19 protein-coding genes are annotated in these 20290 nt (G+C 50.3%); 10 read left to right on the plus strand and 9 right to left on the minus strand.

The window, feature by feature from the left end:
* Window positions 1-6: 6 nt before the first annotated feature.
* The 3 genes from truC to syd form a co-directional block, all read right to left on the minus strand.
* Window positions 7-789 (minus strand): tRNA pseudouridine(65) synthase TruC, encoded by a 783-nt coding sequence (truC, locus tag C0K55_RS14675; RefSeq protein ID WP_000889990.1) that lies wholly within the window; start codon window positions 787-789, stop codon window positions 7-9.
* Window positions 789-1118, minus strand: coding sequence for a YqcC family protein (locus C0K55_RS14680; protein ID WP_000206974.1), 330 nt, complete (start codon window positions 1116-1118; stop codon window positions 789-791). The genes truC and C0K55_RS14680 overlap by 1 nt, the downstream gene beginning before the upstream one ends.
* Before the next feature lie 620 nt (window positions 1119-1738).
* Complete coding sequence (gene syd / locus C0K55_RS14685) at window positions 1739-2284, minus strand: SecY-interacting protein (RefSeq protein WP_000342441.1); 546 nt, start codon at window positions 2282-2284, stop codon at window positions 1739-1741.
* A gap of 67 nt (window positions 2285-2351) precedes the next feature.
* Here syd and queF point away from each other — a divergent pair, with 67 nt between their 5' ends.
* From queF to xni, 5 genes are all read left to right on the plus strand, one after another.
* A complete protein-coding gene (queF, locus tag C0K55_RS14690; protein ID WP_000100401.1) occupies window positions 2352-3200 on the plus strand; it encodes an NADPH-dependent 7-cyano-7-deazaguanine reductase QueF in 849 nt (282 codons plus the stop codon).
* 111 nt (window positions 3201-3311) lie between these two features.
* Window positions 3312-4676, plus strand: a complete 1365-nt coding sequence (ppnN, locus tag C0K55_RS14695; RefSeq protein ID WP_000627991.1) for a nucleotide 5'-monophosphate nucleosidase PpnN — start codon at window positions 3312-3314, stop codon at window positions 4674-4676.
* 556 nt (window positions 4677-5232) lie between these two features.
* Window positions 5233-6522, plus strand: a complete 1290-nt coding sequence (gene sdaC, locus C0K55_RS14700) for an HAAAP family serine/threonine permease SdaC (RefSeq protein WP_000450483.1) — start codon at window positions 5233-5235, stop codon at window positions 6520-6522.
* A 57-nt stretch (window positions 6523-6579) separates the two neighbouring features.
* Complete coding sequence (sdaB, locus tag C0K55_RS14705) at window positions 6580-7947, plus strand: L-serine ammonia-lyase II (protein WP_000626422.1); 1368 nt, start codon at window positions 6580-6582, stop codon at window positions 7945-7947.
* Window positions 7948-8058: 111 nt separating this feature from the next.
* Complete coding sequence (gene xni / locus C0K55_RS14710; RefSeq protein ID WP_024191905.1) at window positions 8059-8814, plus strand: flap endonuclease Xni; 756 nt, start codon at window positions 8059-8061, stop codon at window positions 8812-8814.
* Between the two features lie 103 nt (window positions 8815-8917).
* On the opposite strand, the gene fucO is transcribed toward xni, so the two are convergent.
* Window positions 8918-10066 carry a lactaldehyde reductase gene (gene fucO, locus C0K55_RS14715; protein ID WP_000013549.1) on the minus strand — a complete coding sequence of 383 codons (1149 nt, stop codon included), beginning with the start codon at window positions 10064-10066 and terminating at the stop codon, window positions 8918-8920.
* A gap of 27 nt (window positions 10067-10093) precedes the next feature.
* The gene (fucA, locus tag C0K55_RS14720; RefSeq protein ID WP_105266686.1) at window positions 10094-10741 is read right to left on the minus strand and encodes an L-fuculose-phosphate aldolase; all 648 of its coding nucleotides are present in this window, start codon (window positions 10739-10741) and stop codon (window positions 10094-10096) included.
* 546 nt (window positions 10742-11287) lie between these two features.
* Here fucA and fucP point away from each other — a divergent pair.
* The 5 genes from fucP to fucR all read left to right on the plus strand — a co-directional run bounded on the left by fucP (window position 11288) and on the right by fucR (window position 17151).
* Window positions 11288-12604: an L-fucose:H+ symporter permease gene (gene fucP, locus C0K55_RS14725; RefSeq protein WP_105266685.1), complete on the plus strand. Its 1317-nt coding sequence runs from the start codon at window positions 11288-11290 to the stop codon at window positions 12602-12604.
* Between the two features lie 31 nt (window positions 12605-12635).
* A complete protein-coding gene (fucI, locus tag C0K55_RS14730; RefSeq protein ID WP_105266684.1) occupies window positions 12636-14411 on the plus strand; it encodes an L-fucose isomerase in 1776 nt (591 codons plus the stop codon).
* 108 nt (window positions 14412-14519) lie between these two features.
* Window positions 14520-15938, plus strand: a complete 1419-nt coding sequence (gene fucK / locus C0K55_RS14735; protein ID WP_016262483.1) for an L-fuculokinase — start codon at window positions 14520-14522, stop codon at window positions 15936-15938.
* Window position 15939: 1 nt separating this feature from the next.
* Window positions 15940-16362 carry an L-fucose mutarotase gene (gene fucU / locus C0K55_RS14740; protein ID WP_000920827.1) on the plus strand — a complete coding sequence of 141 codons (423 nt, stop codon included), beginning with the start codon at window positions 15940-15942 and terminating at the stop codon, window positions 16360-16362.
* A gap of 57 nt (window positions 16363-16419) precedes the next feature.
* The gene (gene fucR, locus C0K55_RS14745; RefSeq protein WP_010378533.1) at window positions 16420-17151 is read left to right on the plus strand and encodes an L-fucose operon activator; all 732 of its coding nucleotides are present in this window, start codon (window positions 16420-16422) and stop codon (window positions 17149-17151) included.
* Window positions 17152-17194: 43 nt separating this feature from the next.
* On the opposite strand, the gene rlmM is transcribed toward fucR, so the two are convergent.
* From rlmM to C0K55_RS14765, 4 genes are all read right to left on the minus strand, one after another.
* Window positions 17195-18295: a 23S rRNA (cytidine(2498)-2'-O)-methyltransferase RlmM gene (gene rlmM, locus C0K55_RS14750; RefSeq protein WP_001045507.1), complete on the minus strand. Its 1101-nt coding sequence runs from the start codon at window positions 18293-18295 to the stop codon at window positions 17195-17197.
* A complete protein-coding gene (locus tag C0K55_RS14755; protein WP_000203905.1) occupies window positions 18288-18683 on the minus strand; it encodes a DUF423 domain-containing protein in 396 nt (131 codons plus the stop codon). Before C0K55_RS14755 ends, rlmM begins: the two co-directional genes overlap by 8 nt.
* Window positions 18684-18701: 18 nt before the next feature.
* Window positions 18702-19619, minus strand: a complete 918-nt coding sequence (gene gcvA / locus C0K55_RS14760; protein WP_000044401.1) for a glycine cleavage system transcriptional regulator GcvA — start codon at window positions 19617-19619, stop codon at window positions 18702-18704.
* Between the two features lie 350 nt (window positions 19620-19969).
* A complete protein-coding gene (locus tag C0K55_RS14765) occupies window positions 19970-20197 on the minus strand; it encodes a YgdI/YgdR family lipoprotein (protein WP_000750396.1) in 228 nt (75 codons plus the stop codon).
* Window positions 20198-20290 lie beyond the last annotated feature (93 nt).

Raw genomic sequence — 20290 nt, forward strand, 5'->3', positions numbered from 1 at the left:
CCTGGATTAGGAACTCATCTCACCATCCTGACCGGATGCCGCGCTGAACTCAACCCTTTCATTTTCAGGAAGTAGACCGCGCCAACCAAACTGTGATAACGCCTGCATCCAGGTGTCGTCCAGACCCGCGTAAATAGTGAGCGGCTCGCCAGTAAAAGGATGCGTCAATGACAACTGGCTGGCATGTAGCATTAACCTCTGCAGGCCGAAATGTTCAGCCCCGCTGCGGTTCTGGCGCAAATCGCCGTGTTTGCTGTCCCCAATGATGGGATGACGCAAATGGGCCAGATGGCGGCGTAGTTGGTGTTTACGTCCAGTTTTCGGCTCCAGTTCCACCAGGCCATAGCGCGTGGTCGGGTAACGTCCAGTCGCCACAGGCATTTCCACCGTCGCCAGACCGCGATAATGCGTTACCGCTGGCTGTGGACCTTTATCTTCGCGGGCATATTTATCAGCGATTTTGTCCAGTTCTTCTACCAGCGGATAATCCAGCTCCGCCTCATCCATCAGCCAGCCACGCACAATCGCATGGTAACGTTTCTGGATTTGGTGCTGTTCAAACTGTTGCGCCAACAGTCGCCCTGCCTCACTGGATAACCCCATCAGCAATACGCCAGAAGTCGGGCGATCCAGACGATGCGCGGTAAAAACATGCTGACCAATCTGGTCACGCACAGTTTGCATCACCACAACTTTCTCGTCGCGATCCAGCCAGCTACGGTGGACCAGCCAGCCGGACGGTTTATTTACCGCCACCAACCATTCATCCTGGTAGAGTATTTCCAACATCAGTTAGCATCATCCGCAAAAAGGGCATCCAGCTTTTCCAGCTCCGCCAGAATAAGCGCTCGTTGCGGGTGATCCGTCGCCAGCGCCATTTCATAGTACGGCGCCACAGCAAATGCCCCTGGTAATGGCTGATTGTTATCTAATAAATCGTGCATCCGCGGGATAAGCACCCACTGCAACCACTCCAACGGTTCCATGGTGTCCATAAAAAACGGTTGGGTACTGTTGAATAGATGCGGCTGGGGTTCATCATTGCGCCAGTGCTGATGTTCACGCAGCAGCGCTTCAAGCGCCTGCAACTGGAAACGAACGCGGTCATGAGTAGTCATAAAGCAGCCTCAAGTAAAAAACTGCCGCGAAGAATAGCAGGAATAAAAAAAGGGAGCACTGTATTCACAGTGCTCCCGATTCGTTTCGCAGCATTCCAGCTACTTTTGTTGCTCCCTGCTCATCCTTGACAACTTTTCCTTTAGCCTTACGGCCAATCGTTCATCCTGAACTATTGCTCCCTGCTCACACCACCCCGATGTGATACTTCATCCTGAAGTGTCCCTGGCCTTCCTGACCCACCGAATCATCCTGACCGGTTCTCATTCTCCATCCTGGAGGTGTCCTTTAACGCGTCCTGCGTTATCCTCTTCGCTTCATCCGGAAGCCTTTCCCTGAAACACCATCCTGGCGTGTCCTTCAGAAGTGTCATCATCCTGATGTTCACTTCATTGTCTGACTCCCTGTCGACGAAGATAGAATCGTCTTTTTCACTGCGTCTTACAAGGAGCTTACAGACAATGCCTTAAGGATAATTTCATATGAAAGTCGAAAAAACAACAATAAGCAATTGATTTCAAATCAAAATATCAAATCTCATCTTATTAAGTATTCGCTTATTTCCTGGCGATCTCCTACAGGGTCTGTAAGAGATCTCTCACAACAAGACGGGGTATTTGGATTACAGAAGAGGCTTAAGTTGGTTGAGGAATTCCGCAAGATTTGAGGCTAAATGCGCCCGTTTACGCGTTCCCAGTGTCTCTTTGCATACTTCGCCTGAGAGATTACACACCGAGATTACCTCCAGCTCTTCTTCCAGCGTCGCGATAAATAGCGTAGGCGGCAGTTTTAGACGTTTCTGAGTAACCAAATGGCCAATCAGATTTTCCTGCACTCGACGGAAGTCATCTTCGCTCCAGGTTTGCAGTAATGTCAGTTTGATATCACCAAACTGCGCATGCATATCCCCGGCAAACTGGGTCGTATAGAAGGTATGAATTGTGGGTTGTATCACAATATCAAACGCCCGTTCAACCGCGTTTACATTTTGCTCACCGGTAAACGGTTGAGGTTGCCAGTATACGGCGTCTTCGGTGGTTGAAATAATGCATGGCGAAGGAACGCCATACAGCTCCTCACTTAACGGCCAGCTTTTATACTGTTCATGCCAGGCATCGCAGTAGCGCGCAGTAAAATCCTTCAGGGCTTGTGCGGTCAAATCGTCCACTAATTTCTCTCTTCACTTAAACCAGATACACTTGTTGTTTAGTTTATCTGGTTTATGACGGTGAAACATGTCTTCTTATGCAAACCATCAGGCACTTGCAGGCCTGACTCTCGGAAAATCAACCGATTACAGGGATACCTATGACGCCAGCCTGCTGCAAGGCGTTCCGCGTAGTCTGAATCGCGATCCACTGGGTCTGAAAGCGGATAACCTGCCTTTTCACGGCGCGGATATCTGGACGCTATATGAGCTTTCCTGGCTAAATGCGAAAGGTTTACCGCAGGTCGCTGTGGGTCATGTTGAACTTGATTACACCAGCGTGAATCTCATTGAGTCGAAGAGTTTTAAGCTCTATCTCAATAGCTTTAATCAGACTCGATTTAACAATTGGGAAGAGGTGCGCCAGACGCTGGAGCGCGATTTAAGTACCTGCGCCCAGGGTAAGGTCAGCGTGGCGTTATATCGACTCGATGAACTGGAAGGCCAGCCAATGGGTCATTTCAATGGCACCTGCATTGATGAGCAGGATATCGCTATCGATAACTATGAATTCACCACTGACTACCTTGAGAATGCCGCCAGCGGTGAAAAAGTGGTGGAAGAGACGCTGGTTAGCCATCTGCTGAAATCAAACTGTCTGATCACCCATCAGCCAGACTGGGGTTCCATTCAAATTCAGTACCGTGGACACAAGATTGATCGGGAAAAACTGCTGCGTTATCTGGTTTCTTTCCGTCATCACAACGAGTTCCATGAGCAATGCGTAGAGCGTATTTTTAATGATCTGCTGCGCTTCTGCCAGCCAGAAAAATTAAGCGTTTACGCTCGTTATACCCGTCGTGGCGGTCTGGACATTAACCCCTGGCGTAGCAATAGTGACTTTGTCCCATCGACTACCCGACTGGTACGACAATAAATTTTTTTTCAGTTTTGCGTGCTGGATTCAAGCATAGAGTTGTGAAAGGCCATCAGGCAGGGCTATTGTAATCAAAGGGAATGACAATAATTGTCCCATAAGGAGTTTTTCTTGATTACACATATTAGCCCACTTGGCTCCATGGATATGTTGTCGCAGTTGGAGGTGGACATGCTTAAACGCACCGCCAGCAGCGACCTCTATCAACTGTTTCGCAACTGTTCACTTGCCGTTCTGAACTCCGGTAGCCTCACCGATAACAGCAAAGAATTGCTATCCCGTTTTGAAAATTTCGACATTAACGTGTTGCGCCGTGAACGCGGTGTTAAGCTGGAACTGATCAACCCTCCGGAAGAAGCTTTCGTCGATGGGCGCATTATCCGCGCCTTACAGGCCAACTTGTTTGCGGTTCTGCGCGACATTCTCTTCGTCTACGGGCAAATCCATAACACCGTTCGTTTTCCCAATCTGAATCTCGACAACTCTGTCCACATTACTAATCTGGTCTTTTCTATATTGCGCAACGCGCGCGCGCTGCATGTAGGCGAAGCACCGAATATGGTGGTGTGCTGGGGTGGTCACTCCATCAATGAAAACGAATATCTGTATGCACGGCGCGTTGGTAATCAACTGGGGCTTCGCGAGCTGAATATCTGCACCGGCTGCGGTCCAGGAGCGATGGAAGCGCCGATGAAAGGTGCAGCAGTAGGTCACGCACAGCAGCGTTACAAAGACAGTCGTTTTATTGGCATGACAGAACCGTCGATTATCGCCGCTGAACCGCCTAACCCACTGGTCAACGAACTGATCATCATGCCGGATATCGAAAAACGTCTTGAAGCGTTTGTGCGTATCGCTCACGGCATCATTATTTTCCCGGGTGGTGTGGGTACGGCAGAAGAGTTGCTGTACTTGCTGGGAATTTTAATGAATCCGGCCAACAAAGATCAGGTTTTACCGTTGATCCTCACCGGGCCGAAAGAAAGCGCCGACTACTTCCGCGTACTGGACGAATTTGTCGTACATACGCTGGGAGAAAACGCGCGCCGCCATTATCGCATCATTATTGATGACGCTGCCGAAGTAGCACGTCAGATGAAAAAAGCGATGCCGCTGGTGAAAGAAAACCGTCGCGATACCGGCGATGCGTACAGCTTTAACTGGTCAATGCGCATTGCGCCAGATCTGCAAATGCCGTTTGAGCCGTCTCACGAGAACATGGCCAATCTGAAGCTTTACCCGGATCAACCCGTTGAAGTGCTGGCCGCCGATCTGCGTCGAGCATTCTCCGGTATTGTTGCGGGTAACGTGAAAGAAGTCGGTATTCGCGCCATTGAAGAGTTTGGCCCTTACAAAATCAACGGCGATAAAGAGATTATGCGTCGTATGGACGACCTGCTTCAGGGGTTTGTCGCCCAGCATCGTATGAAGTTGCCTGGCTCTGCCTATATCCCTTGCTACGAAATTTGCACTTAATCTCCCTTCTCCCGGTAACGATCGTTGCCGGGTTTTGTTCTCCCTGGTCACTCACTAAGCAATCTATTTCATTTTCCATCTGAATATTTCAGCACGTCATCATGCAATTAATATCACCAACATCAATATGTCATACAATTTATATTGTAACGCAAACGTTTACCTGCTTTTATAAACCGCATTTTATCGCTGATAAAAATAAAATCTCATCATGATTAACTAAAAGTATTGATTTTTTCAGTTCAACCTACATATATTGCGCGCCCCGGAAGAAAACAGATGTCGTTTAGTGGGCAAATATCGCCCTTAAATTCTCTTTTACTTTTGATTTACAGAGTAAAGCGTTGGGATTATCTATCTTCCAAGTAGATTATTGTATTTGAGATCAAGATCACTGATAGAGACATAAGTTGTGTGTATCTTTCCGCCCTCAAATTATTACGGCGGAAAATGATTGAGCCATCGCCGATAGACAGATTTCATTTTTACGGCCAGGCACCTTCCCGGGCTGAACTGGCTAAAAGCTGAATTATTTGCATTCCTCCAGGAGAAATAGATGGAAACAACTCAAACCAGCACGATTGCGTCGAAAGACTCTCGCAGTGCCTGGCGCAAGACAGACACCATGTGGATGCTGGGCCTTTATGGTACAGCAATCGGCGCGGGTGTACTGTTCCTGCCAATCAACGCCGGTGTTGGCGGTATGATCCCGCTGATCATCATGGCCATCCTTGCGTTTCCGATGACGTTTTTTGCTCACCGCGGCCTGACTCGCTTCGTACTGTCTGGTAAAAATCCGGGCGAAGACATCACCGAGGTAGTAGAAGAACACTTTGGTGTTGGCGCAGGTAAACTGATTACCCTGTTGTACTTCTTTGCTATTTACCCGATCCTGCTGGTGTACAGCGTGGCAATCACTAACACGGTAGAAAGCTTCATGGCCCACCAACTGGGCATGACACCGCCGCCGCGTGCGATTCTGTCCCTGATCCTGATCGTGGGTATGATGACCATCGTTCGCTTCGGTGAGCAGATGATCGTTAAAGCAATGAGCATCCTGGTATTCCCGTTCGTTGCAGTTCTGATGCTGCTGGCTCTGTACCTGATCCCACAGTGGAACGGCGCGGCGCTGGAAACTCTGTCTCTGGATACTGCAGCTTCTACCGGTAACGGTCTGTGGATGACTCTGTGGCTGGCGATTCCGGTCATGGTGTTCTCGTTCAACCACTCTCCGATCATCTCTTCTTTCGCCGTTGCGAAGCGTGAAGAGTACGGCGATATGGCAGAACAGAAATGCTCTAAGATCCTGGCATTCGCACACATCATGATGGTGCTGACCGTTATGTTCTTCGTCTTTAGCTGCGTACTGAGCCTGTCTCCGGCAGACCTGGCTGCGGCAAAAGAACAGAACATCTCGATTCTGTCTTACCTGGCTAACCACTTTAATGCGCCGATTATCGCGTGGATGGCACCGATTATCGCGATGATTGCCATCACCAAATCCTTCCTCGGCCACTACCTGGGCGCGCGTGAAGGCTTCAACGGTATGGTGATTAAATCACTGCGTGGTAAAGGTAAGTCTATTGAAATCAACAAGCTGAACCGTATCACTGCACTGTTCATGCTGGTAACAACCTGGATTGTTGCCACCCTGAACCCGAGTATCCTGGGTATGATTGAAACCCTGGGCGGCCCAATCATCGCGATGATCCTGTTCCTGATGCCGATGTACGCAATCCAGAAAGTACCGGCAATGCGTAAGTACAGCGGTCACATCAGCAACGTATTCGTTGTCGTGATGGGTCTGATTGCTATCTCCGCAATCTTCTACTCTCTGTTCAGCTAAGTCCTTTCGCGCCGCTTTCGGGCGGCGCTTCCTCCGTTTTAACGCGATGTATTTCCTATGATTAGCGTATTCGATATTTTCAAAATCGGCATTGGCCCTTCCAGCTCTCATACCGTTGGACCGATGAAAGCGGGTAAACAATTTACCGACGATCTGATTGCCCGTAATCTGCTGAAAGACGTAACCCGCGTGGTGGTTGACGTCTACGGCTCACTCTCTCTGACCGGTAAAGGCCACCACACGGATATCGCCATTATTATGGGTCTGGCGGGTAATCTGCCAGATACCGTGGATATCGACTCTATCCCTAGTTTTATTCAGGATGTGAATACTCACGGTCGTCTGATGCTGGCAAACGGTCAGCACGAAGTGGAGTTCCCGGTTGATCAGTGCATGAACTTCCATGCTGACAACCTTTCTCTGCATGAGAATGGTATGCGCATCACCGCTCTGGCAGGCGACAAAGTTGTTTACAGTCAGACTTACTACTCCATCGGCGGTGGCTTTATCGTTGATGAAGAACATTTTGGTCAGCAGGATAGCGCACCGGTTGAAGTTCCCTATCCTTACAGTTCAGCAGCCGACCTGCAAAAACATTGCCAGGAAACTGGTCTGTCACTCTCTGGCCTGATGATGAAAAACGAGCTGGCGCTGCACAGCAAAGAAGAGCTGGAACAGCATCTGGCGAACGTCTGGGAAGTGATGCGCGGCGGTATTGAGCGCGGTATTTCCACCGAAGGCGTGTTGCCAGGCAAACTGCGCGTTCCACGTCGTGCGGCGGCGCTGCGTCGAATGCTGGTTAGCCAGGATAAGACCACAACTGACCCAATGGCGGTTGTCGACTGGATCAACATGTTCGCACTGGCGGTAAACGAAGAAAACGCAGCAGGTGGTCGAGTGGTTACTGCGCCGACTAACGGCGCGTGCGGAATTATCCCGGCGGTGCTGGCATACTACGACAAGTTTATCCGCGAAGTGAACGCTAACTCACTGGCTCGTTATCTGCTGGTTGCCAGCGCGATTGGTTCTCTTTATAAGATGAACGCCTCGATTTCTGGTGCCGAAGTGGGTTGCCAGGGTGAAGTTGGTGTGGCGTGCTCTATGGCTGCGGCTGGCCTGGCTGAACTGTTAGGCGCAAGCCCGGCGCAGGTGTGCATCGCGGCGGAAATCGCTATGGAGCATAACCTCGGCCTGACTTGTGATCCGGTCGCCGGACAGGTACAGGTGCCGTGCATCGAGCGTAATGCTATTGCAGCAGTGAAAGCAGTGAACGCTGCACGTATGGCACTGCGCCGTACCAGCGAGCCACGCGTATGCCTCGATAAAGTTATCGAAACCATGTACGAAACAGGTAAAGACATGAATGCCAAGTACCGCGAAACATCTCGCGGCGGCCTGGCGATGAAAATCGTTGCCTGCGATTAATCTCTCTCCAGAGGCCTCGTTTTGCGAGGCCTCTTCCTGTTTTCTCATCCAGCCGTAGCCTGTTCCGGTATCGAATGTTACCCTTATCGCCTGATCTTTAAGGGGGTTATCGTGGCTGTTCATTTGCTTATCGTCGATGCACTGAATCTTATCCGTCGCATTCATGCCGTTCAGGGTTCGCCCTGCGTGGAGACCTGCCAGCACGCTCTCGATCAACTTATTATGCACAGCCAGCCAACCCACGCGGTCGCCGTTTTTGATGATGAAAACCGCAGTAGCGGCTGGCGTCATCAACGTTTACCGGATTACAAAGCGGGTCGCCCACCAATGCCGGAAGAGTTGCACAACGAAATGCCTGCATTACGCGCCGCCTTTGAGCAACGCGGCGTCCCGTGCTGGTCAGCCAGCGGCAACGAAGCCGATGACTTAGCCGCTACGCTGGCGGTCAAAGTGACGCAGGCCGGGCATCAGGCAACCATTGTTTCGACAGATAAAGGCTACTGCCAGCTACTTTCGCCAACGTTGCGCATTCGCGATTACTTCCAGAAACGCTGGCTGGATGCGCCGTTTATCGATAAAGAATTTGGCGTTCAACCGCAACAGTTGCCCGATTACTGGGGGCTGGCGGGGATCAGCAGTTCAAAGGTGCCGGGTGTTGCAGGGATTGGCCCGAAAAGCGCCACGCAGTTGCTGGTCGAGTTTCAGAGTCTGGAAGGAATTTATGAGAATCTCGACACGGTTGCCGAAAAGTGGCGCAAAAAATTAGAAGTACATAAAGAGATGGCGTTTCTGTGCCGCGATATTGCCCGCTTACAAACTGATTTGCATATCGACGGCAATTTACAGCAATTACGGTTGGTACGGTAAAGAGATACCGGATGCTACCGATTAACACCCCATTGAATTTCATGACCGTGTAGGCCGGATAAGACGCGCCAGCGTCGCATCCGGCATTATCACATCAGCGCAATTACCAGGCGGTATGGTAAAGCTCTACAATATCCTCAAGCGTTGCTTCACGCGGGTTGCCACCGGTACAAACATCGTCCAGAGCCGCCTGCGCCAGTGCCGGAATGTCTTCCTTGCGTACACCAACATCACGCAAATGTGGCGGAATACCTACATCGCGATTGAGAGCAAACACCGCGTCAACAGCAGCATTACGCGCCTCTTCCAGGCTCATGCCTTCCACTTTCACGCCCATTACGCGCGCAATATCGCGGTACTTCTCGCCGGTAAATTCGGCGTTATAGCGCATAACATGCGGTAACAGAATGGCGTTCGCAACACCGTGCGGGGTGTTATAAAACGCGCCCAGCGGGTGCGCCATACCATGCACCAGCCCCAACCCAACGTTCGAGAAGCCCATGCCCGCGACATACTGTCCGAGCGCCATCTGTTCTCCGGCATCCTTATCACCGGCAACCGATCCCCGCAGCGCACCGGCAATAATTTCAATGGCTTTAATATGCAACGCATCGGTCAGCGCCCACGCACCACGCGTAATATACCCCTCGATGGCATGAGTCAGCGCATCGACACCGGTCGCGGCTTTCAGCGCCGGTGGCATACCATCCATCATGTCAGCATCAATAAACGCCACCTGCGGGATATCATGCGGATCAACGCAAACAAACTTGCGCCGTTTTTCTTCGTCAGTGATTACATAGTTAATGGTCACTTCCGCCGCAGTGCCCGCCGTGGTGGGGATCGCCAGAATCGGTACGCTGGGTTTATTGGTCGGTGAAAGCCCTTCCAGACTACGCACATCGGCAAACTCCGGGTTGTTGCTGATGATGCCAATCGCTTTACAGGTATCCTGCGGAGAACCACCACCAATAGCGATCAGGTAATCCGCACCGCTGTTCTGGAATACACCCAGCCCTTCTTTGACTACGGTGATTGTCGGATTCGGCACTACGCCGTCGTAAATCGCCCATGCCAGCCCGGCGGCATCCATCTTATCGGTCACTTTCGCCACCACGCCGCACTGTACCAGCGTTTTATCAGTCACGATCAGCGCCTTCTGATAACCACGGCGTTTCACCTCATCGGTTAAAGCGCCAATTGCGCCCCGCCCAAACCATGCCGTTTCGTTCAGAATCATTCTGTTAGCCATCATCCTTCTCCTTGTTGCTTTACGAAATTACTCTTCAATCCGTAATCCATAGGTTTTGAATTTCTCCAGCACCACGGCAATCTCTTCATCGCTCAGTACTGGAACCGGGTCAGTAATCGCCAGGGTCGCCAGATAAAGCTGCGCCAGCACTTCAACTTCATGCGCCAGCCATAACGCTTTTTCCAGATTAGCCTCACAAGCGATAAGCCCATGATGTTGTAGCAGAATTGCTTTACGATTTTTGAGAGCCAGCACAACATGTTCGGAAAGTTCGCGTGTCCCAAAGGTCGCATAAGGTGCGCAAGGAATGGAATTTCCGCCAGCCGCCGCGATCATGTAGTGAATGGCGGGGATCGGCCGGTTAAGAATGGAAACTGCCGTACAATGAACGGCATGGTTGTGAACAACCGCGTTGGCATCCGGTCTGCTTTGGTAGGCCGCCATATGGAAACGCCATTCGCTGGAAGGAAGCTTTCCTTCCTCATGTTTACCGTTGCCATCAATAAAGACAATATGCGACTCCGTCAGTTTTTCATACGGAATGCCTGTGGGCGTAATCAGCATCCCATCCTGATAACGTACACTGACGTTACCCGCTGTTCCCTGATTCAGTCCCAGGCGGGTCATTTCCAGGCAAGTGTCAATAATCTGACGAGCAAGTTTATTTCGTTCCATTAGCTACCTCTCTCTGATTCAAAACAGGACAATAATGTTGTTCCTTTCACACTATTGAATTAGCCGTTTAATTACCCACCATCTTCTTCCTGATTAACCGGAAAGAAATTCACAAGCTTATATTTTGTGACCTGGCTCAACTAATCACAGTAAATAACTACGAGGTCTCTTTTTATAACCTCGTTAAAAATGACCGCTCTTAAAAATATTTATCAAAACGGTCATTTTTCTATTTCCCCTAGCCAGAAATGCCCGTTTTCGGCACAAACAATTAATACGGTCATCTGGTTTGTGTTTTTTATGATTTATTTTCTGAAACGGGCATGAAATTTCGATTATTAAAGTGATGGTAGTCACATAAAGTCACCTCCCAGCTAATAAGTGTGACCATCGTCATATTACAGAGCGTTTTTTATTTGAAAATGAATCCATGAGTTCATTTCTGACAGGCAAATATTCACTGGCATGAAGCCCGGACTCGCTGGTTTTGCACTTTTGAAAACATAACCGATTACGTGCTTAAGCTTCTGAACCTAAGAGGATGCTATGGGAAACACATCAATACAAACGCAGAGTTACCGTGCGGTAGATAAAGATGCAGGGCAAAGCAGAAGTTACATTATTCCATTCGCGCTGCTGTGCTCACTGTTTTTTCTTTGGGCGGTAGCCAATAACCTTAACGACATTTTATTGCCTCAATTTCAGCAGGCTTTTACGCTGACAAACTTCCAGGCAGGCCTGATCCAATCGGCCTTTTATTTTGGTTATTTCATTATCCCAATCCCTGCCGGGATATTGATGAAAAAACTCAGTTATAAAGCAGGGATTATTACCGGGTTGTTTTTATATGCCTTCGGCGCTGCATTATTCTGGCCCGCTGCAGAAATAATGAACTACACCTTATTTTTAGTTGGCCTATTTATTATTGCAGCCGGATTAGGCTGTCTGGAAACTGCCGCAAACCCTTTTGTTACGGTATTAGGGCCAGAAAGCAGCGGTCACTTTCGCTTAAATCTTGCGCAAACATTTAACTCGTTTGGCGCAATTATCGCGGTTGTCTTTGGGCAAAGACTTATTTTGTCTAACGTGCCACATCAATCGCAAGACGTCCTCGATAAAATGTCACCAGAGCAATTGAGTGCGTATAAACACAGCCTGGTATTATCGGTACAGACACCTTATATGATCATCGTGGCTATCGTGTTACTGGTCGCCCTGCTGCTCATGCTGACGAAATTCCCAGCATTGCAGAGTGATAATCACAGTGACGCCAAACAAGGATCGTTCTCCGCATCGCTTTCTCGCCTGGCGCGTATTCGCCACTGGCGCTGGGCAGTATTAGCGCAATTCTGCTACGTCGGCGCGCAAACGGCCTGCTGGAGCTATTTGATTCGCTACGCTGTAGAAGAAATTCCAGGTATGACCGCAGGCTTTGCCGCTAACTATTTAACCGGAACCATGGTGTGCTTCTTTATTGGTCGTTTCACCGGCACCTGGCTCATCAGTCGCTTTGCACCACACAAAGTCCTGGCAGCCTACGCATTAATCGCTATGGCACTGTGCCTGATCTCAGCCTTCGCTGGCGGTCATGTGGGTTTAATAGCCCTGACTTTATGCAGCGCCTTTATGTCGATTCAGTACCCAACAATCTTCTCGCTGGGTATTAAGAATCTCGGCCAGGACACCAAATACGGCTCGTCCTTCATCGTTATGACCATTATTGGCGGCGGTATTGTCACTCCAGTCATGGGTTTTGTCAGTGACGCGGCGGGCAACATCCCCACTGCCGAACTGATCCCCGCACTCTGCTTCGCGGTCATCTTTATCTTTGCCCGTTTCCGTTCTCAAACGGCAATTAACTGAACATATTTCCGAATAAAGTGAGGAATCTGTAATGAAAAAAATCAGCTTACCGAAAATTGGTATCCGCCCGGTTATTGACGGTCGTCGCATGGGTGTTCGTGAGTCGCTTGAAGAACAAACAATGAATATGGCGAAAGCCACGGCCGCACTGCTAACCGAGAAACTGCGCCATGCCTGCGGTGCTGCCGTCGAGTGCATCATTTCCGATACCTGTATCGCGGGGATGGCTGAAGCCGCCGCCTGCGAAGAAAAATTCAGCAGCCAGAATGTAGGCCTCACCATTACGGTAACGCCTTGCTGGTGCTATGGCAGTGAAACCATCGACATGGACCCTACCCGTCCGAAAGCCATTTGGGGCTTTAACGGCACTGAACGCCCGGGCGCTGTTTACCTCGCCGCAGCCTTGGCAGCTCACAGTCAGAAAGGTATCCCGGCATTCTCCATTTACGGCCATGACGTTCAGGATGCCGATGACACATCGATTCCTGCCGACGTTGAAGAAAAACTGCTGCGCTTTGCCCGTGCCGGTTTGGCAGTCGCCAGTATGAAAGGTAAAAGCTATCTGTCACTGGGCGGCGTTTCGATGGGGATCGCCGGTTCCATCGTTGACCACAACTTCTTTGAATCCTGGCTGGGAATGAAAGTCCAGGCGGTGGATATGACCGAACTGCGTCGCCGTATTGATCAGAAGATTTACGACGAAGCAGAACTGGAAATGGCGCTGGCCTGGGCTGATAAAAACTTCCGCTATGGCGAAGATGAAAATAACAAACAATATCAACGTAATGCCGAACAAAGCCGCGCAGTTCTGCGCGAAAGTTTGCTGATGGCAATGTGTATCCGCGACATGATGCAAGGCAACAGCAAACTGGCTGATATCGGTCGCGTGGAAGAATCTCTTGGCTACAACGCCATTGCGGCGGGCTTCCAGGGACAACGTCACTGGACCGATCAATATCCAAATGGCGACACCGCCGAAGCGATCCTCAACAGTTCATTTGACTGGAATGGCGTGCGCGACCCCTTTGTCGTGGCTACCGAAAACGACAGTCTTAACGGCGTGGCAATGCTAATGGGTCACCAGCTCACCGGCACCGCTCAGGTATTTGCCGATGTGCGTACCTACTGGTCACCTGAAGCAATTGAGCGCGTAACGGGGCATAAACTGGACGGGCTGGCAGAACACGGCATCATCCATTTGATCAACTCCGGTTCTGCTGCGCTGGACGGTTCCTGTAAACAACGCGACAGCGAAGGAAAACCGACGATGAAGCCGCACTGGGAAATCTCCCAGCAAGAGGCTGACGCTTGCCTCGCCGCTACCGAATGGTGCCCGGCGATCCACGAATATTTCCGTGGCGGCGGTTACTCTTCCCGCTTCCTCACTGAAGGCGGCGTCCCGTTCACCATGACTCGAGTCAACATTATTAAAGGCCTGGGACCGGTACTGCAAATCGCGGAAGGCTGGAGTGTGGAGTTGCCGAAGGATGTGCATGACATCCTCAACAAACGCACCAACTCAACCTGGCCAACCACCTGGTTTGCACCGCGCCTCACCGGCAAAGGGCCGTTTACGGATGTGTACTCGGTAATGGCGAACTGGGGCGCTAACCACGGCGTTCTGACCATCGGCCACGTCGGCGCGGACTTTATCACTCTCGCCTCAATGCTGCGGATCCCGGTATGTATGCACAACGTTGAAGAGACAAAAGTGTATCGTCCTTCTGCCTGGGCCGCGCACGGCATGGATATTGAAGGCCAGGATTACCGCGCTTGCCAGAACTACGGTCCGTTGTACAAGCGTTAATACATTACTCCCTGATGTGATGCCCGGTCGCTCCGGCTACCGGGTCTGAACAAGCAAGAGTGGTTAGCCGGATAAGCAATGTTATCCGGCTATATTGCAGGAGCGATTATGAAACAAGAAGTTATCCTGGTACTCGACTGTGGCGCGACCAATGTCAGGGCCATCGCGGTTAATCGGCAGGGAAAAATTGTTGCCCGCGCCTCAACGCCTAATGCCAGCGATATCGCGATGGAAAACAACACCTGGCACCAGTGGTCTTTAGACGCTATTTTGCAACGCTTCGCTGATTGCTGTCGGCAAATCAACAGTGAACTGGCTGAATACCACATCCGCGGTATCGCCGTAACGACCTTTGGTGTGGACGGCGCTCTGGTTGATAAGCAAGGAAATCTGCTCTATCCGGTCATTAGCTGGAAATGTCCGCGAACGGCGGCGGTAATGGACAATATTGAACGGTTGATCTCCGCACAACAGTTGCAGGCCATTTCTGGTGTCGGAGCCTTTAGTTTCAACACGTTATATAAGCTGGTATGGTTGAAAGAAAACCATCCACAACTGCTGGAACGCGCGCACGCCTGGCTCTTTATTTCGTCGCTGATTAACCACCGTTTAACCGGCGAATTCACTACTGATATCACCATGGCCGGAACCAGCCAGATGCTGGATATCCAGCAACGCGATTTCAGTCCGCAAATTTTACAAGCCACCGGTATTCCACGCCGACTCTTCCCTCGTCTGGTGGAAGCGGGTGAACAGATTGGCACACTACAGAACAGCGCCGCAGCAATGCTCGGCTTACCCGTTGGCATACCGGTGATCTCCGCGGGTCACGATACTCAGTTCGCCCTTTTTGGCGCGGGTGCCGAACAAAATGAACCCGTGCTCTCTTCCGGTACATGGGAAATTTTAATGGTTCGCAGCGCGCAGGTTGATACTTCACTGCTTAGTCAGTACGCCGGTTCTACCTGTGAACTGGACAGCCAGGCAGGTTTGTATAACCCGGGTATGCAATGGCTGGCATCCGGTGTGCTGGAATGGGTGAGAAAACTGTTATGGACTACTGAAACTCCGTGGCAAATGCTGATTGAAGAAGCTCGTCTGATCCCACCGGGCGCGGACGGCGTGAAAATGCAGTGTGATTTATTGTCATGTCAGGACGCAGGCTGGCAAGGAGTGACGCTCAATACCACGCGGGGGCATTTCTATCGCGCAGCGCTGGAAGGGTTAACCGCGCAGTTACAGCGCAATCTACAGATGCTGGAAAAAATCGGCCACTTTAAAGCCTCTGAATTGTTGTTAGTCGGTGGCGGAAGTCGCAACACATTGTGGAATCAGATTAAAGCCAATGTGCTTGATATTCCGGTAAAAGTTCTCGACGATGCCGAAACGACCGTCGCAGGAGCTGCGCTGTTTGGCTGGTATGGCGTAGGGGAATTTAACAGCCCGGAAGAAGCCCGCGCGCAAATTCATTATCAGTACCGTTATTTCTACCCACAAACTGAACCCGAATTTACAGAGGAAGTGTGAAATGCTGAAAACAATTTCGCCGTTAATTTCTCCCGAACTATTGAAAGTGCTGGCAGAGATGGGGCATGGAGATGAAATTATTTTTTCCGATGCTCACTTTCCCGCCCATGCGATGGGACCACAGGTGATCCGCGCTGATGGCCTGTTAGTGAGCGACTTGCTCCAGGCAATTATCCCGTTATTTGAACTGGACAGCTATGCGCCGCCGCTGGTGATGATGGCGGCAGTAGAAGGTGACACCCTCGATCCTGAAGTGGAACAACGCTATCGTGATGCGCTTTCACTACAGACCCCGTGCCCTGAAATCACCCGCATCGACCGTTTTGCGTTTTATGAACGGGCACAAAAAGCCTTTGCGATCGTTATCACAGGCGAACGAGCGAAGTACGGGAATATTCTTTTAAAAAAAGGGGTAACACCGTAATCTCATACCGGTACGCCCGCATGACGCGGGCGGTTATCGAATGATGGGGTGAAAAATATGAAAGCGGCACGCCAGCAAGCGATAGTCGACCTGCTGCTGAACCATACCAGCCTGACCACGGAAGCTCTCTCTGAACAGCTAAAGGTCAGTAAAGAAACCATTCGTCGCGATCTCAATGAATTACAGACGCAGGGTAAAATTCTGCGCAATCATGGGCGCGCTAAATATATCCACCGTCAAAATCAAGACAGCGGCGATCCCTTTCATATCCGGCTGAAAAGCCATTATGCGCATAAAGCAGATATTGCCCGCGAAGCGCTCGCGTGGATTGAAGAAGGGATGGTGATCGCCTTAGACGCCAGTTCAACTTGCTGGTATCTGGCACGCCAGTTGCCTGACATCGACATTCAGGTCTTCACCAATAGCCATCCAATTTGTCATGAACTCGGTAAGCGCGAACGCATTCAACTGATCAGTTCCGGCGGCACACTTGAGCGCAAATATGGTTGTTACGTCAATCCCTCGCTGATTTCCCAGCTTAAATCGCTGGAAATCGATCTGTTTATTTTTTCTTGCGAAGGGATCGACAGCAGCGGCGCACTGTGGGACTCCAATGCGATCAACGCTGACTACAAATCGATGCTATTAAAACGTGCCGCGCAATCGTTGTTATTGATTGATAAAAGTAAATTTAATCGTTCTGGAGAAGCCCGCATCGGGCATCTGGATGAGGTCACGCACATTATTTCTGATGAGCGCCAGGTTGCGGCTTCTTTGGTGACAGCCTGATGGCAATGGTAGCAGGCCGGAGACGGCGCCCCGGCCTTGCCCGTTATCGCTCGTCGCGACGACCACCCACCGCAGCCCAGATACGACGGACATGCACCGTCACTTCTTCGCGATCGTGATATAACTGCCGCGCCTGAATCTGAGCATTTATGCCATGTTCATCAAGCTGTGCCTGAATATACGCCAGATTGTGTGACACTTCTTCGTAGCGTTTTTTCATCGGCAGTTTGAGGTTGAAGATTGTTTCACGGCACCAGCCATTAACCAGCCACTGCGCCATCAATGCCGCAACTTTCGCTGGTTTTTCAACCATATCGCATACCATCCATGAGATATTGCTGCGTGTCGGACGGAATTTGAAACCGTCTTCCCGCAGCCATGTCACCTGTCCGGTATCCATCAGACTTTGCGCCATCGGGCCGTTGTCGACGGAATAAACCCACATGTTGCGCTTCACCAGTTGGTAGGTCCAGCCACCCGGGCAAGCACCTAAATCCACCGCCCACATCCCGTTCGCCAGGCGTTCATCCCACTCATCCGCCGGAATAAACACATGAAATGCCTCTTCCAGTTTGAGCGTGGAACGACTCGGCGCATCTGCCGGAAACTTCAGACGCGGAATGCCCATATAGAACGGCGAATTATTGTGGCTGTAAGAGTAACCGGTATAGCAGCAACCTGGGGCAATGAAGAATACATGCACCACCGGACGCTTCGGTGTTTCATAGTTCACCAGCACGCCCGCATCGCGCAAGGCAGCCCGTAGCGGAACCGTGAATTTACGGCAGAATTTCAGTAACTCTTTGCTTTCGTTGGTGTCCGCGACTTCAACACGCAGTTCACCGCCCTTCTCCACCACGCCCTGCAACATGCCAACAATAGGCGTAATGCGGTCTTCTGGCGGCAAATGTTGGAGGAGTTCTCCTACCAAAAACCACTGGCGGGCAAAAATTAATGAACTGAACGGCAGCTCACGAATTAGCTTATCGCCATCATCCGGTTGATAACATTCATAAATGACATAACCCGCATTCTCTTTCACGCGGGCAAAACCGAAGATTTCCCGCTGACCGGCTTTATCGGTAATTTCTGCGGCGCACTCTTTTTCAAAGCCCGGACGACACAACAATACAACCTTATTCATGACTTACGCCCTTGCGCTTTAAACGGATAGCACCGACTAACATTAACGCCCAACCCGCGAGGAAGCTCACACCACCGACCGGAGTGACAAACGCCCACAAACGCAGATGAGACAGCGCCAGGCAATAAAGGCTGCCGCTGAACAGCACCGTGCCTAACGCGAGGAAAACACTACTCCAGTAAAACCAGATACTGATGCGACGCTGCATCGCCACTGCCAGCCCCAAAATCGCCAGTGTATGGAACGCCTGGTATTCAAGGCCGGTCTGGATCCAGCCCATCTCAACGGCTCCCATTGTTTTACTTAAAACATGTGCACCAAAAGCGCCCAGAGCCACAAAAATGAAACCGCTAATGGCGGCAAAAATCAGCATAAAACGGCTGGTCATGGTCGTACCCTACGTAAATTATTGTTCATAACGAAAGCGGAATTTTTCTTGTTCAGCAGCGGCTTTCGCCAGGATCCATTGGCGAAAGGCGGCTATTTTACCCAGTTCTGCCTGACTGTCATGACATACCAGATAAAAAGCATTTTTACTGACCAAAACATCATTAAACGGGCAGACAAGACGTCCAGCCTCGATTTCAGATTGCGCCATCACGTTATTTGCCAGCGCCACACCCTGCCCATGAATGGCAGCTTGTAGCACCATGGCGCTATGGCTGAATATCGGTCCTTGCTGAACGTTAATATGATTTAACCCCAACTGGCGGGTATATGTCTGCCAGTCACGACGGGACGCATCGTGTAATAACGTATGTTTAGCCAGATCTTCCGGGGTCTTCAAGGGTTTTTCACCGGTTAATAGCAAAGGCGAACATACTGGCAACAGGTATTCGGCGTAAAGCTTTTCCACCCGCAGCCCTGGCCAGTTGCCACGGCCATAAAATATAGCGACATCAACGTCGTCCGCCAGTTTATCTTCCTGACGATCGACCGCCTGGATTCGAACATCGATTCCCGGATAAGCTGAATTAAAGCTGGAAAGTCGCGGCACCAGCCAGTGGATGGCAAAACTGGGGAGTAAGCTGACCGTCAACGCCCCCTTGGCGCTACGGGCCTGGAGTTTACGCGTTGCTTCAGTTAATTGCGAAAATATCTCTTTGATATCGAGGAAATAGCTTTGCCCTTCCTCGGTCAACAGAAGTGAACGATTACGACGACGGAACAGTTTTAGTCCCAAAAAGTCCTCAAGTGACTTGATTTGATGACTTACTGCGGCCTGAGTCACAAAAAGCTCTTCTGCTGCACGTGTGAAGCTTAAATGGCGTGCGGCGGCATCAAAAACTCGTAAGGCATTTAGCGGTGGTAATCGTTTTGACATGGCTTTTAAACTTTGATGTTAAATGAATTTAACAATTAGATCACAGTATGTAACCTATTAGTTTTTTTTATCTGAGCCATTATAATTTGTCCGTTGAGCTTCTACCAGCAAATACCTATAGTGGCGGCACTTCCTGAGCCGGAACGAAAAGTTTTATCGGAATGCGTGTTCTGGTGAACTTTTGGCTTACGGTTGTGATGTTGTGTTGTTGTGTTTGCAATTGGTCTGCGATTCAGACCATGGTAGCAAAGCTACCTTTTTTCACTTCCTGTACATTTACCCTGTCTGTCCATAGTGATTAATGTAGCACCGCCTAATTGCGGTGCTTTTTTTTACCTTGCGATCGTGAATTACTGATCCAGCTCGACCATCTCTTTCACGTCAGTGCGGTTGATCTGCTGTTTGTTGCCATTAGCGTCTTTATAAGAAATCATACCGGTTTCATCATCCGTCATCGGTTTGCCATCGGCAACAATGGTGCGTCCATCGTTGGTGTGCATGACATAGTTTGAACCGGAACAGGCACTAAGGGCAAAAGTCAGCATACAGGCAGAGATAATTGCGGCAGTCTTTTTCATCTTCTTCTCCTTAAAGCGATTATTCACTCGCAATAAAAATTCATTAACAGGCTAAAATTAACGCCTAACACTATTAAGCATAAGCGACCGAGT

The organism is Escherichia sp. MOD1-EC6098, assembly GCF_002965865.1.
GTDB classification, from domain to species: domain Bacteria; phylum Pseudomonadota; class Gammaproteobacteria; order Enterobacterales; family Enterobacteriaceae; genus Escherichia; species Escherichia marmotae.

Coding starts and splice junctions, on each gene's coding strand:
- truC (WP_000889990.1), bottom strand. CDS start 789: ATGTTGGAAATACTCTACCAGGATGAATGGTTGGTGGCGGTAAATAAA.
- C0K55_RS14680 (WP_000206974.1), bottom strand. CDS start 1,118: ATGACTACTCATGACCGCGTTCGTTTCCAGTTGCAGGCGCTTGAAGCG.
- queF (WP_000100401.1), top strand. CDS start 2,352: ATGTCTTCTTATGCAAACCATCAGGCACTTGCAGGCCTGACTCTCGGA.
- sdaC (WP_000450483.1), top strand. CDS start 5,233: ATGGAAACAACTCAAACCAGCACGATTGCGTCGAAAGACTCTCGCAGT.
- sdaB (WP_000626422.1), top strand. CDS start 6,580: ATGATTAGCGTATTCGATATTTTCAAAATCGGCATTGGCCCTTCCAGC.
- fucO (WP_000013549.1), bottom strand. CDS start 10,066: ATGGCTAACAGAATGATTCTGAACGAAACGGCATGGTTTGGGCGGGGC.
- fucA (WP_105266686.1), bottom strand. CDS start 10,741: ATGGAACGAAATAAACTTGCTCGTCAGATTATTGACACTTGCCTGGAA.
- fucP (WP_105266685.1), top strand. CDS start 11,288: ATGGGAAACACATCAATACAAACGCAGAGTTACCGTGCGGTAGATAAA.
- fucI (WP_105266684.1), top strand. CDS start 12,636: ATGAAAAAAATCAGCTTACCGAAAATTGGTATCCGCCCGGTTATTGAC.
- fucK (WP_016262483.1), top strand. CDS start 14,520: ATGAAACAAGAAGTTATCCTGGTACTCGACTGTGGCGCGACCAATGTC.
- fucU (WP_000920827.1), top strand. CDS start 15,940: ATGCTGAAAACAATTTCGCCGTTAATTTCTCCCGAACTATTGAAAGTG.
- fucR (WP_010378533.1), top strand. CDS start 16,420: ATGAAAGCGGCACGCCAGCAAGCGATAGTCGACCTGCTGCTGAACCAT.
- rlmM (WP_001045507.1), bottom strand. CDS start 18,295: ATGAATAAGGTTGTATTGTTGTGTCGTCCGGGCTTTGAAAAAGAGTGC.
- C0K55_RS14755 (WP_000203905.1), bottom strand. CDS start 18,683: ATGACCAGCCGTTTTATGCTGATTTTTGCCGCCATTAGCGGTTTCATT.
- gcvA (WP_000044401.1), bottom strand. CDS start 19,619: ATGTCAAAACGATTACCACCGCTAAATGCCTTACGAGTTTTTGATGCC.
- C0K55_RS14765 (WP_000750396.1), bottom strand. CDS start 20,197: ATGAAAAAGACTGCCGCAATTATCTCTGCCTGTATGCTGACTTTTGCC.